This is a genomic window from Streptomyces phaeofaciens, assembly GCF_014648915.1.
GTDB classification, from domain to species: domain Bacteria; phylum Actinomycetota; class Actinomycetes; order Streptomycetales; family Streptomycetaceae; genus Streptomyces; species Streptomyces phaeofaciens.
Map to the genome: position 1 here is coordinate 1 of NZ_BMSA01000032.1, position 12,740 is coordinate 12,740.

13 protein-coding genes and 1 riboswitch are annotated in these 12,740 nt (G+C 69.4%); of the genes, 10 read left to right on the forward strand and 3 right to left on the reverse strand.

Annotated elements, in window-relative coordinates; all coding sequences use genetic code 11:
- The first annotated feature begins 121 nt into the window (after window positions 1-121).
- Both IE275_RS37625 and IE275_RS37630 read left to right on the forward strand, forming a co-directional pair.
- Entirely contained in the window at window positions 122-520 is a 399-nt protein-coding gene (locus IE275_RS37625; protein WP_189717169.1) for a cytochrome c oxidase subunit 4, read from the forward strand.
- A gap of 131 nt (window positions 521-651) precedes the next feature.
- The gene (locus IE275_RS37630) at window positions 652-1,908 is read left to right on the forward strand and encodes a L,D-transpeptidase (protein WP_189717170.1); all 1,257 of its coding nucleotides are present in this window, start codon (window positions 652-654) and stop codon (window positions 1,906-1,908) included.
- A gap of 47 nt (window positions 1,909-1,955) precedes the next feature.
- Here the strand turns inward: IE275_RS37630 and IE275_RS37635 are convergent, their stop codons facing one another.
- The gene (locus tag IE275_RS37635) at window positions 1,956-2,357 is read right to left on the reverse strand and encodes a response regulator (RefSeq protein ID WP_189717171.1); all 402 of its coding nucleotides are present in this window, start codon (window positions 2,355-2,357) and stop codon (window positions 1,956-1,958) included.
- A gap of 178 nt (window positions 2,358-2,535) precedes the next feature.
- On the opposite strand from IE275_RS37635, the gene ctaE reads away from it, so the two are divergent.
- The 6 genes from ctaE to IE275_RS37665 all read left to right on the forward strand — a co-directional run bounded on the left by ctaE (window position 2,536) and on the right by IE275_RS37665 (window position 9,694).
- Window positions 2,536-3,156, forward strand: coding sequence for an aa3-type cytochrome oxidase subunit III (ctaE, locus tag IE275_RS37640; protein WP_189717172.1), 621 nt, complete (start codon window positions 2,536-2,538; stop codon window positions 3,154-3,156).
- Window positions 3,157-3,233: 77 nt separating this feature from the next.
- Window positions 3,234-4,046, forward strand: a complete 813-nt coding sequence (gene qcrC, locus IE275_RS37645) for a cytochrome bc1 complex diheme cytochrome c subunit (protein ID WP_189717173.1) — start codon at window positions 3,234-3,236, stop codon at window positions 4,044-4,046.
- Window positions 4,043-5,110, forward strand: coding sequence for a cytochrome bc1 complex Rieske iron-sulfur subunit (gene qcrA, locus IE275_RS37650; RefSeq protein ID WP_189717174.1), 1,068 nt, complete (start codon window positions 4,043-4,045; stop codon window positions 5,108-5,110). The genes qcrC and qcrA overlap by 4 nt, the downstream gene beginning before the upstream one ends.
- Window positions 5,107-6,744 carry a cytochrome bc1 complex cytochrome b subunit gene (qcrB, locus tag IE275_RS37655; protein WP_189717175.1) on the forward strand — a complete coding sequence of 546 codons (1,638 nt, stop codon included), beginning with the start codon at window positions 5,107-5,109 and terminating at the stop codon, window positions 6,742-6,744. The genes qcrA and qcrB overlap by 4 nt, the downstream gene beginning before the upstream one ends.
- Before the next feature lie 141 nt (window positions 6,745-6,885).
- Entirely contained in the window at window positions 6,886-7,950 is a 1,065-nt protein-coding gene (gene trpD / locus IE275_RS37660) for an anthranilate phosphoribosyltransferase (RefSeq protein ID WP_189717176.1), read from the forward strand.
- A gap of 75 nt (window positions 7,951-8,025) precedes the next feature.
- A riboswitch (SAM riboswitch) is annotated at window positions 8,026-8,142 on the forward strand.
- 175 nt (window positions 8,143-8,317) lie between these two features.
- A complete protein-coding gene (locus IE275_RS37665) occupies window positions 8,318-9,694 on the forward strand; it encodes an aminotransferase class V-fold PLP-dependent enzyme (protein ID WP_189717177.1) in 1,377 nt (458 codons plus the stop codon).
- 52 nt (window positions 9,695-9,746) lie between these two features.
- Here the strand turns inward: IE275_RS37665 and IE275_RS37670 are convergent, their stop codons facing one another.
- Window positions 9,747-10,028 carry an Lrp/AsnC family transcriptional regulator gene (locus tag IE275_RS37670; RefSeq protein ID WP_099928230.1) on the reverse strand — a complete coding sequence of 94 codons (282 nt, stop codon included), beginning with the start codon at window positions 10,026-10,028 and terminating at the stop codon, window positions 9,747-9,749.
- Complete coding sequence (locus tag IE275_RS37675; RefSeq protein WP_189717178.1) at window positions 10,025-10,753, reverse strand: rhomboid family intramembrane serine protease; 729 nt, start codon at window positions 10,751-10,753, stop codon at window positions 10,025-10,027. The genes IE275_RS37670 and IE275_RS37675 overlap by 4 nt, the downstream gene beginning before the upstream one ends.
- A 169-nt stretch (window positions 10,754-10,922) precedes the next feature.
- Here IE275_RS37675 and IE275_RS37680 point away from each other — a divergent pair, with 169 nt between their 5' ends.
- Together IE275_RS37680 and IE275_RS37685 are read left to right on the forward strand one after the other, a co-directional pair.
- Complete coding sequence (locus tag IE275_RS37680) at window positions 10,923-11,162, forward strand: hypothetical protein (protein ID WP_020129990.1); 240 nt, start codon at window positions 10,923-10,925, stop codon at window positions 11,160-11,162.
- A 71-nt stretch (window positions 11,163-11,233) separates the two neighbouring features.
- Window positions 11,234-12,577, forward strand: coding sequence for an NYN domain-containing protein (locus IE275_RS37685; protein WP_189717179.1), 1,344 nt, complete (start codon window positions 11,234-11,236; stop codon window positions 12,575-12,577).
- Window positions 12,578-12,740: the final 163 nt, after the last annotated feature.

Below are 12,740 nucleotides of genomic sequence, written 5' to 3' on the forward strand. Positions count from 1 at the left end.
TGCCGCGGATCCGCAGTGAATCCCCGGCCTTCGACCTGCACCACCCCGAGATCGCGGCGCTCGAGCAGCTGGAGCACGCCGGTCCCGCCGGTGCCATCTCGGGCAGCAAGGAGGCCGGCAAGTGAAGATCCAGGGCAAGATGTTCATCTGGCTGAGCGTCTTCGTCCTCGCCATGGCGGTCGTCTATGGCGTGTGGTCGAAGGAGCCGGCCGGCACCACGGCCCTCTTCCTGGCCTTCGGCCTGTGCATCATGGTCGGCTTCTACCTGGGCTTCACCGCCCGGCGGGTCGACACCGGTGCGCAGGACAACAAGGAGGCGGACGTCGCGGACGACGCCGGCGAGATCGGGTTCTTCAGCCCGCACAGCTGGCAGCCGCTCTCCCTGGCCGTCGGTGGCGCGATCGCCTTCCTCGGCGTGGCGGTCGGCTGGTGGCTGCTGTACTTCGCCGCCCCGATCATCATGATCGGAATCTTCGGCTGGGTCTTCGAGTACTACCGCGGTGAGAACCGCACCCAGTAGCACGCGCCGAGCGCACTGGAGCCCGGACACTCCGTCACGGAGGGTCCGGGCTCCGTCTTTTGCCGCAATGTGTGTCCTCCATCCGTGGCGCCCAGCGCGCCGCTGTTGACGTGGCTCCCTAGCGTGAAGTCATGAGCCACTCACCCCGCCCCCGCACCGTTGTCGGCTGCACATTGCTGGTGACCGCACTGGTCGCGGGCGTCAACGCCTGCGGCTCGGACGACAACCCCCTGGCCGCCCGGCCCTACGACGCGACCGAGCTGATCTCCTTCAACGGGCCCGAGGACGAAGGCCGCAAGGCCGACCCGGACAAGCCCCTGGAGATCACCACCGCGGACTCCGACGACCGCATCACGGACGTCATCGCCGTGGACGCGGACGGCCGCTACGTGGCCGGCGAACTCTCCGCCGACGGCAGCCGCTGGCACAGCACCGAGCCGCTGGCCGCCGAGGCCCACTACACGGTCCGGGTGAGCACCGAGGACGACGGCGGAGCCCCCGGCCGCCGGGTCGTGGCCTTCGACACCGGCCGGCCCACGGGCAAGAAGCGTCTGACGGTGGAGTTCGGCCCGGAGACGGGCGAGTACGGCGTCGGCCAGCCCGTCACCGCCAAGCTGAGCGAGCCCGTCAAGGACCCCGCCCAGCGGGCCGTCGTCGAACGGGGCCTCAAGGTCGGCTCCGCGCCCGCCGTGCAGGGCGCCTGGTACTGGGTGGACGACAAGGAACTCCACTACCGGCCCAAGGAGTACTGGCCCGCCCACGCCACCGTCCGCGTCCACAGCAACCTGGACGGCATCAAGATCGGCGACCGGCTGTGGGGCAGCCGGACCAAGGACCTCGAACTCTCCATCGGGGACCGGGTCGTCGCGGTCACGGACGCCTCCGCCCACTCGATGACGGTCTACCGCAACGACGAGGCGATCAACACCATCCCCGTCACCACCGGCAAGCCCGGCTTCGAGACCCGCAACGGCGTCAAGGTCGTCCTGGGCAAGGAGTACTTCGTACGGATGCGCGGCACCACCATCGGCATCGCCGAGGGTTCGGACGACTCGTACGACCTCGACGTCTACTACGCCACCCGGGTCACCTGGAGCGGCGAGTACGTCCACGCGGCCCCCTGGAGCGTCGGCTCCCAGGGGTACGAGAACGTCAGCCACGGCTGCACCGGGATGAGCACGTCCAACGCGGCCTGGTTCTTCCGTACCGTCCGCCGTGGCGACGTCGTCAAGGTGGTCAACAGCTACGGCCGCACGATGGAGACCTTCGGCAACGGCTTCGGCGACTGGAACGTCGACTGGAAGAAGTGGACGACGGGCAGCGCCCTGACGAACACCCGGCAGGTGGTCCACCAGGACACGGCGACGCTGCAACCCGCGGCCGTGTGACCCCGGTCAGAGGCCCCGGGAGGCCTCCGACCGCCCCTGGAGGCCCCTCAGGCGCTCTGGAGCCTCTTCTGGCGCAACAGGGAGGCCAGTGCCTCCGCGAACTCCACCGGGTCCACCGGCAGCGTCACAGCGGCGTCCGCACGGCTCCACGTGGCGAGCCACGCGTCCTGAGGCCGGCCGATCAGCAGCAGCACCGGCGGGCACTGGAAGACCTCGTCCTTGATCTGACGGCACAGCCCCATGCCCCCCATGGGCGCGGCCTCGCCGTCCAGGACGACGACGTCGATGCCGCCCCTGTCCAGCTCGCGCACGACCGCCGCGTGCGTGGCGCACTCCAGGAACTCCACCACGGGCACATCGGGAGCCGGCCGGCGGCCGGTGGCCAGCCGTACCTGCTCGCGGGTGTTGGAGTCGTCGCTGTAGACCAGCACCGTGGCGGTCGCCTGCATGCTTCCTCCGTGACATCGGCGTCGTACGGACAGAACCGTTGCGGCGGATGCTACTCCCTTGAACACCTCGTCAACACCGCTTGGAACACGACTTCGATGGGCCATCCGGGCAGTACACGAGGTGCGAACACTCCGAACGGCACCCCCCGGAGTGAGGGCGGGATAAGCGACCGACATAATGTCGGTCGTGGCGACAGCAACGACAGTAGAAACCGGGCACGCGCACCCGTCGGTCAATCGGCCGAACCTCACCAGCGTCGGAACGATCATCTGGCTGAGTTCCGAGCTGATGTTCTTCGCGGCCCTCTTCGCGATGTACTTCACCCTGCGATCGGTGACGGGGGCCGAGTACTGGAAGGGACAGGCCGAGTTCCTGAACTTCCCGTTCTCGGCGACGAACACCACGATCCTGGTGCTCTCCTCGCTCACCTGCCAGCTCGGCGTGTTCGCCGCCGAGCGCGGTGACGTGAAGAAGCTCCGGGGCTGGTTCATCGTCACCTTCATCATGGGTGCGATCTTCATCGGCGGTCAGGTGTACGAGTACACCGAGCTGGTCAAGAAGGACGGGCTCTCGCTCTCCTCCGGCCCGTACGGCTCGGCGTTCTACCTGACCACCGGTTTCCACGGCCTGCACGTGACGGGCGGCCTCATCGCCTTCCTGCTGGTCCTCGGTCGCACCTACGCGGCCAAGAGGTTCACCCACGAGCAGGCGACCGCCGCGATCGTCGTGTCCTACTACTGGCACTTCGTCGATGTCGTCTGGATCGGCCTCTTCGCCACGATCTACATGATCAAGTAGTCGGGACCGTTCTCCGCGCCGAAGAGGCGCACATCCCAGAAGCATCGACGCAGAAGATCCTGACACCGGGGTAATCCGTGAAAAAGCTCTCCGCACGACGACGCCATCCGCTGGCGGCGCTCGTCGTCCTACTCCTCGCGCTGGCGTGCACGGGGGGGCTGTACGCCGCGTTCGCGCCCGCGAGCAAGGCGCAGGCAGATGAAACCGCCCAGTCCCTGGCCATCGAAGAGGGCAAGAAGCTCTACGCCGTAGGCTGCGCCAGCTGCCACGGCACCGGCGGTCAGGGCAGCTCCGACGGTCCGAGCCTGGTCGGCGTGGGCGCCGCGGCCGTCGACTTCCAGGTCGGTACCGGCCGGATGCCGGCCGCGACCTCCCAGGGCGCCCAGGTGCCGAAGAAGAAGGTCATCTACACGCAGGCGCAGATCGACCAGCTGGCCGCGTACATCGCCTCCCTGGGTGCCGGCCCGACCGTCCCCACCGAGGCCGAGTACGGCCCGGAGGGTGCCGACATCGCCAAGGGTGGCGACCTGTTCCGCACCAACTGCGCGCAGTGCCACAACTTCACCGGCAAGGGTGGCGCCCTCACCAACGGCAAGTACGCGCCGGACCTCGAGGACGTGGACCCGAAGCACATCTACGAGGCCATGCAGACCGGCCCGCAGAACATGCCCTCCTTCCCCGACACGACGCTGTCGGAGCAGAACAAGAAGGACATCATCGCGTACCTGCACGCGGTCAACAGTGACGAGACGGTGAACCCGGGCGGTCTGGAGCTGGGTGGCCTCGGCCCCGTCAGTGAAGGCCTGTTCGCCTGGATCTTCGGCCTCGGCGCACTGATCGCGGTCGCCGTCTGGGTCGCCGCTCGGACCGCAAAGGCCAAGAAGTCATGAGTAGCCAAGACATTCCAGAAGAGAACGTGCCCGCTGAGCGGGACGCCCACGAAGGCGCGCACGGCGCGGTTTCCGTCGCGGACGAGAAGAACCCGTTCGCCGACCCCGGCCTGCCGCCCCACGAGCACCGGATCCAGGACATCGACGAGCGGGCCGCCAAGCGGTCCGAGCGTGCGGTCGCGTTCCTGTTCACGGTGTCGATGCTCGCCACTGTCGGCTTCATCGCGTCCTACGTGACGATCCCGGCCGACAGGTCGATCTTCGTGTTCCCGATCGGTCATCTCAGCGCGCTGAACTTCGCGCTGGGTCTGACGCTGGGCACGGCGCTGTTCACCATCGGCGCCGGCGCGGTCCACTGGGCCCGCACCCTGATGTCCGACGTCGAGGTCGCCGACGATCGTCACCCGATCGCGGCGCCTCCCGAGGTGCGCGCGAAGGTCCACGCGGACTTCAAGGCGGGTGCCACGGAGTCGGCGATCGGCCGTCGCAAGCTGATCCGGAACACGATGTTCGGCGCGCTCACCCTGGTGCCGCTCTCCGGTGTCGTGCTGCTGCGCGACCTCGGTCCGCTGCCCGAGGACAAGCTGCGTCACACGCTGTGGGCCAAGGGCAAGCTCCTCGTCAACATGAACACCGACGAGCCGCTGCGTCCCTCGGACGTCGCCGTCGGTTCGCTCACCTTCTGCAAGCCCGAGGGCCTGGAGGAGCACGACGAGGACTTCCAGAACGAGATCGCCAAGGCGGCCCTGATGATCGTCCGGCTCCAGCCGGACGACATCAAGGACAAGCAGGAACTCGAGTGGTCCCACGAGGGCATCGTGGCCTACTCGAAGATCTGCACCCACGTCGGCTGCCCGATCTCGCTGTACGAGCAGCAGACGCACCACGTCCTGTGCCCCTGCCACCAGTCCACCTTCGACCTCTCCGACGGCGCCAAGGTCATCTTCGGCCCGGCCGGTCACGCCCTGCCGCAGCTGCGCATCGGCGTGAACGACGAGGGCTACCTCGAGGCGCTCGGCGACTTCGAAGAGCCCGTCGGTCCTGCTTTCTGGGAGCGCGGATGAGCACGACAGAGACCACCGAGTCCCGCGAACGCGGGAAGGCGCCGGCCGGCGAACGCATCGCCGACTGGGCCGACGGCCGGCTGGGGATCTACTCCCTGGCCAAGGCCAACATGCGCAAGATCTTCCCCGACCACTGGTCGTTCATGCTGGGCGAGGTCTGCCTCTACAGCTTCCTGATCATCATCCTGACGGGTGTGTATCTGACGCTGTTCTTCCACCCGTCGATGAACGAGGTGGAGTACCACGGCAGCTACGTCCCGCTCCAGGGACAGCTGATGTCCGAGGCGTTCAGCTCGACCCTGCACATCTCCTTCGACGTGCGCGGCGGTCTGCTCATCCGGCAGATCCACCACTGGGCGGCGCTGATCTTCCTCGCCGGCATGTTCGTGCACATGATGCGCGTGTTCTTCACGGGCGCGTTCCGCAAGCCGCGTGAGATCAACTGGCTGTTCGGCTTCCTGCTGTTCGTCCTGGGCATGTTCACCGGTTTCACCGGTTACTCGCTCCCGGACGACCTGCTCTCCGGCACCGGTGTCCGCTTCACCCAGGGCGCCATCCTGTCGATGCCGATCGTCGGCACGTACATCTCGATGTTCCTGTTCGGCGGGGAGTTCCCGGGCCACGACTTCGTGGCGCGGTTCTACTCGATCCACATCCTGCTGCTGCCGGGCATCATGCTCGGCCTGGTCGTGGGCCACCTGATCCTGGTCTTCTACCACAAGCACACGCAGTTCGCGGGCCCCGGCAAGAGCAACAAGAACGTCGTCGGCATGCCGCTGCTGCCGGTGTACATGGCCAAGGCCGGAGGCTTCTTCTTCCTGGTCTTCGGTGTCATCGCGGTGATCTCCGCGATCACGCAGATCAACCCGGTCTGGGCGATCGGCCCCTACCGTCCGGACCAGGTGTCCACCGGCGCCCAGCCCGACTGGTACATGGGCTTCGCCGAGGGTCTGATCCGCTTCATGCCGGGCTGGGAGATCAACCTCTGGGGCCACACGCTGGTCCTGGGCGTGTTCATCCCGCTGGTGCTGTTCGGTGTCGTCCTCGCGGCGCTGGCGGCCTACCCGTTCATCGAGTCGTGGATCACCGGCGACAAGCGCGAGCACCACATCCTGGACCGTCCGCGCAACGCGCCGACCCGGACCGCGCTGGGCGTCGCCTGGGTCACGATGTACATGATCACGCTGGTGGGCGGCGGCAACGACCTGTGGGCCACGCACTTCCACCTGTCGATCAACTCGATCACCTGGTTCGTCCGGATCTTCTTCTTCGTCGGACCGGTCATCGCGTACATCCTCACCAAGCGGATCTGCCTCGGCCTTCAGCGCCGGGACCGGGACAAGGTGCTGCACGGTCGGGAGACCGGCACCATCAAGCGCCTGCCGCACGGTGAGTTCATCGAGATCCACGAGCCGCTCTCCCAGGAGCAGCTGCACACGCTCACGGCCCACGAGCAGTACGAGCCGGCCGCGATCGGTGCCACCGTCGACGAGAACGGTGTCGAGCGCAAGGTGAAGGGTTCCGAGAAGCTGCGCGCCAAGATCAGTGACGCGTACTTCGGCGAGGACCAGCAGATCCCGAAGCCGTCCGTCGAGGAGTACAAGGAGATCACGAGCGGCCACGGCCACCACTGATCGCCAGGCGTCGCCACGCCTTGAGTGAAGGGCCCCGTCCGGTCTTCGGACGGGGCCCTTCGCCGTGCCGTGCGGCTGGATAGGGTGGGATCACACTCTTCTCCGAGTCCCCACTCGGTCGTACGACACCCAGGAGCGGCTATGAGCGCTGTGACCCCCGCTGGAGGCGACACCGCGGCGGGCCGTTCCTGGCCCGCCCTGCTGAACGGCCTGCTGGCCGGCCAGGACCTGTCGGCGGACGACACGGCCTGGGCGATGGACCTGATGATGCGCGGCGAGGCGACCGACGCGCAGATCGCGGGCTTCGCGGTGGCACTGCGGGCCAAGGGCGAGACGGTCGCGGAGATCAACGGGCTCGTGCGGACGATGTACGAGCACGCCAACCTGATCGAGGTGCCGGGCCGGACCGTCGACATCGTCGGCACCGGCGGCGACGGCGCCAAGACGGTGAACATCTCCACGATGTCGTCGATCGTGGTGGCCGGCACCGGCGCGAAGGTCGTCAAGCACGGCAACCGCGCCGCGTCCTCCGCGTCCGGCGCCTCGGACGTCCTGGAGAAGCTGGGCGTCAATCTGGAGCTGACGCCGAAGCGGGTGGCCGAGGTCGCCGAGGAGGCCGGGATCACCTTCTGCTTCGCCATCAAGTTCCATCCGGCGCTGCGTCATGTGGGCGCCGCGCGCGGCCAGTTGGGCATCCGTACGGTGTTCAACGCACTCGGCCCGCTGACCAACCCGGCGAAGGTGAGAGCGCAGGCGGTGGGGGTCGCCGACCCGCGCATGGCGCCCATCGTCGCCGGTGTGTTCGCCGAGCGCGGCCACTCCTCGCTCGTCTTCCGCGGCGACGACGGCTTCGACGAGCTGACCACCACCGCCACCTCCCGGGTGTGGGTCGTGCGCGACGGCGAGGTCGTCGCGGAGACCTTCGACCCGCGGGACGTCGGCATCGAGCTGGTCCCGGTGGAGGCCCTGCGCGGCGGGGACCCGTCGTACAACGCGGAGGTCGCGCGGCGGCTGCTGGAGGGCGAGCCGGGCCCGGTGCGGGACGCCGTCCTGCTGAACTCCGCGGCGGCCCTCGTGGCCCTCGACCCGGGCGCGGGGACGCTGACCGAGGAGATCGGCGCCGGCATGGCGCGCGCGGCCGAGTCCATCGACTCGGGCGCGGCCAGAGCGGCGCTGGAGCGCTGGGTGGCGGCCAGCAACGCGTAGGGCCTGTCGTCGGACGTCCCGCGATCCGGACACGGGTTGCGGGACGGCGATCACGTCCCGTAAGTTTTTGCACCAGGTCATGAGTGACAGTCATGAGGCCCCGGCCGACTGTCCGGCAACCCTCCGTCCGTGGCGGGGTGCCCCGGGTGAAGACCAGGCCGTGGACAGCAAGGTCCACGGCAAGCGCGGACCCCTCACGCCTTTCGAGTAGGCACAGCCCAGGGGTCCTGGTCATCGAGGGAGCCTTCTGTGAGCAAGCGAATGCGATAGGGCGCCGAGCCCCGCCTCCGCACACCCTTTTCCTTTTCCCGCGCCGTCGACGCATCGTCCGGCGTGTGATCTCGCCTGCCTCTCACAGGAGTTCGTCATGTCCGTCTCCACCGCTGCCACCGACCAGACCGTTTGTGCCCCGCTGCCCGTTCTGGGCCGGGATGTCACCGTCCCGCTCGTCACCGGTGGCGAGGTCACCTACGCCGCCCTCGACTACGCGGCCAGCGCCCCCGCCCTCCAGCGCGTCTGGGACGACGTGGCGGCCTACGCCCCGTACTACGGCAGCGTCCACCGCGGTGCCGGCTACCTCTCCCAGCTCTCCACGGACCTCTTCGAGAACGCCCGCGCGACGGTCGCGGAGTTCCTCGACTGCCGGGCCGACGACCAGGTGGTCTTCACCCGCGCCACCACCGACTCCCTGAACCTGCTAGCCCGGGCCCTGCCCGCCGGCTGCGAGGTCTTCGTCTTCGAGACCGAGCACCACGCCTCGCTGCTGCCCTGGAAGGACGCCCGGGTCACCTACCTCGACGCCCCCCGCACCCCGCAGCAGGCCGTCCGCACCCTGGAGGAGGCCCTCGCCGCCCGCACTGTGCCGATCGAGGGGGGCCACGGCCCCGCCCTGGTCTGCGTGACCGGCGCCTCCAACGTCACCGGCGAGCTGTGGCCGGTACGGGAGCTGGCGGCGGCCGCGCACGCCCACGGTGCCCGGATCGTCCTGGACGCGGCCCAGCTGGCCCCCCACCACCCGGTGTCCGTCCGTGACCTCGACGTCGACTGGGTCGCCTTCTCCGGCCACAAGCTGTACGCGCCCTTCGGCGCAGGCGTCCTGGCCGGCCGCGCCGACTGGCTGCGCGAGGCCGACCCGTACCTCGCGGGCGGCGGCGCCAGCCGCCGGGTCACCCGGCGCGAGGACGGGGGAGTGGACGTGGAGTGGCACGAGAGCGCGGCCCGCCACGAGGCCGGCTCCCCGAACGTGATCGGCGCCTACTCCATCGCGTCGGCCTGCAAGGCGCTCACCGAGGCGGGCTTCGACACGCTGGTGGCCCGCGAGCGGTACCTGATCGAGAAGGTGCGCACGGGCCTCGCCGAGGTCCCGGCGGTCCGCGTCCTGTCGCTCTTCGGCGACGACGCCCCCCGGGTCGGGGTGATCTCCTTCGTCGTCGAGGGCTGGAACAGCTCCCACTTCGCCGCCGCGCTCTCCGCCGAGTACGGCATCGGCGTCCGCGACGGCCTCTTCTGCGCCCACCCGCTGGTCCGCACCCTGCTGGGCGGCGCCCCCGAGAACCAGGGCGAGTGCGGCGCCCCCGAGGCGGCCCCGGGCGAGAAGTCCCTCAACGCCATCCGGGTGAGCTTCGGCGCCGGCACCCCCGACGAGCACGTGGACCGTTTCGTCACGGCGGTGCGCGAACTGGTGACCGAGGGTGCGCGGTGGACGTACCGGACGCAGGACGGCCGCTGCGTCCCGGCGGTCTGAGAGGCCGTTGCGCCGGGGGCGGTGCGGCCGTGCGTGGGCGGTGCCGCTTCGGTCAGGAGTCCAGACCGATGGCGAACGCCGCCTCCAGGTCGTGCTGCGAGTACGTACGGAACGCGACGTGCGTGTCCGTGGCCTCCACGCCGGGGATCTTGCTGATGCTGCCGGGGATCACGTCGGCCAGGTCCTCGTGCTGCTTCACCCGCACCATGGCGATCAGGTCGTAGGTCCCGGTGACCGAGAAGACCTCGCTCACGCTCTCCAGCGAGGCGATCCGCTCGGCGATCTCGGGGATCCGGTCCACGCTGGTCTTGATGAGGACGATCGCGGTGATCACGGCTGGTTCTCTCCCTCGGGAGCCGGAGCTGGGGCGGCCTTCACTCTAGCCGCAGGTCGAAAACGCGCCCACGCGTAGCCGAAGCCCAGTCCGAAGCCCACCAGATGCGCCAGATACGCCACCCCGGGCCCCTGGGGCGCCCGCCCCGCCGCCACCCACTGGAGCGCCGCCCAGAAGGGCAGCACGATCCACGCGGGGAACCGCAGCGGCAGGAAGAACAGGAACGGCAGAAGACTGGTCACCCGCGCCCCGGGGAACAGGTACAGAAACGCGCCCAGTACCGCGGAGATCGCCCCCGACGCTCCGACCAGTGAGGACGGCGACTCGGCGTTGGCGGCGGCGTACCCCAGCAGCGCGAGGTAGCCGCAGCCGACGTAGAAGAGCGTGAACTGGACGCGGCCCATCCGTTCCTCGGTCATCGCGCCGAAGACGAAGAGGAAGAGCGTGTTGCCCAGGAGGTGCACCCAGCTGCCGTGGATGAACAAGGCCGTCGCCGGGGTCAGGGCGGCCTCCGGGGAGCCCTCGAAGAGGTCGACCGGGATCACGCCCCAGCGCCGGAAGTAGGCCCGCTGCGCGGCGAGCAGCCCGTCGCCGGAGCCGTACGCCGGATTCAGGCCCGCGGCCGGGCCGGTCAGGAAGATCACACAGCACAGGGCGATCAGCGCGTGGGTCACCGGAGCCCTCCGGAACGCGCTGCCGACGGGTCCGCTCCAGTCGCCGATCATGGACACAGAGCATGACGTAACGGGACGCAACTGCCCGTACCGCCTCGCCGCCCTGGACGGATGGGCGGCGACTACCCGCCAGGCCGTAGGGTTACGAGCCATACGCGGCGGGGAGTCTCCGGCGCGACGCCCTCGCAAGACCGACACTAGAAAGAAGCGGACAGTCACCATGACGGTTCCCCTGCCGACCGCCGCGACGCGGTGGCGCTGCACCCTCTGCGGCAATCTCACCCGGTTCGACGTGACGCGCTCGTCGAAGGTCGTCGAGTACGTCCACCTCGACCTGGCGGGAGAGCCCAAGGTGGAGGAGCGCGAGGTGGTCAGTGAGACCATCGAGTCGGTGCGGTGCCGCTGGTGCAACGCCGTGGACCAGGTGGAACTCGTGGATCGGCCGGGCGCCGGCTCCTGACCATGGGGGTCCCCCCGCTCGAGCGAAGTCGAGAGTGGGGGAGGGCCCCGGACAGTATTGGGGTGTGACGGATGGTGGAGAGCGCAGGCGGGGGGCCGGGCGACGGCGCCGCCGAGATGCTCGACCGTCCGCTGCCCGACGGCGTGCGCCGACGGGTCGTACAGATCGTCTCCGACGGCTTCGGCGGGCTGACCGTCGGTGAACTGCCCGCACAATTGCGGCAGTACGCCCGGTTCGCCCCGAATCGCCGGGCCAAGTTCGCGGGCAACGCGATGGCGGCGGCCCTGGAGACCGATCCGCTGTTCCGGCAGCGCATCGCCGAGAAGTTCAGAGAGGCCCAGCCGGAACTCTCCGGCGCCCTCGACTCCGGCTCGCCGACCCCGGCCGCGGACCCGCTCGACGTGGCGGCCGCGGCCTACGTACTGCGGCCCACCGGCTGGGTGAAGCTGGTGACCGCGGCCGGCGAGGAGGCCCAGCGGGCGGACGCCGAGCGGGCCGACGAGGAGAGCCGGGCCGAACTGGAGCGGCTGCGCGAGGAACTGGACCGGGCCCGCGAGCACACCCGGACGGACACCGAGCGGCTGCGCGCCGAGCTGGACGCGGCGAAGAAGGAGGCGGAATCCCTTCACCGCAAGCTGCGTTCGGCCCTCAGTGACGTGAAGCGCGGCGAGGCGGCCCTGCGCAGGATCCAGGCCGAGATCGAGTCGGTGCGCACCGAGGGGCAGGCGCAGGTGTCGTCCGCCGAGAGCGAGTCGCGGCGGCTGAAGGCGCGGCTCGGGGAGGCCGAGGCCGCCCTGGAGGCCGCTCGCCGGGCGGCCCGTGAGGGGCGCAGCGTCGAGGACATGCGGGTACGGCTGCTGCTGGACACCGTGCTCGACGCGGCCCAGGGGCTGCGTCGCGAGCTGGCGTTGCCGCCGGTGTCGGTGCGGCCGGCGGAGACCGTCGACGCGGTCGAACCGGGCCGGATGACGCCCAAGGACATCGCCGCGCGCGCCCTGTCGGAGAACGATCCGGCCATTCTCGATCAGTTGCTCGCGCTGCCCCAGGCGCATCTCGTGGTCGACGGCTACAACGTCACCAAGACCGGCTATCCGCAGATGCCGCTGGAGAAGCAGCGGCTGCGGCTGCTGGGGCAGCTCTCCCAGCTCGCCGCGCAGACCGGCGCCGAGGTCACCTGTGTCTTCGACGGGGCCGAGCTGGCCGCTCCGGTGCTGCTCGCGCCGCCGCGCGGGGTGCGGGTGCTGTTCTCCAAGCCGGGTGTGACCGCCGACGAGCTGATCCGCCAGCTGGTGCGGGCCGAGCCGCCGGGCCGGCCGGTGATCGTCGCCTCGACCGACCGCGAGGTGGCCGACGGCGTCGCCAAGGCCGGTGCCCGACCCGTGGCTTCCGCGGTACTTCTGAAGCGGCTGTCCTGAAGGTCGAAGTTGCAGGTTTAATGCCCGAATTGGCGGGATCGTCACGCAACGTAGTGTCAACCCTGCATCACCACCGGTGAGTTGCGGGAAAAAACTGCGTCGCGTGATGCGATTTTTGCCCCTGGGGATTTGAACTGATCACAGCTGGGTCACTAAGGTCTGG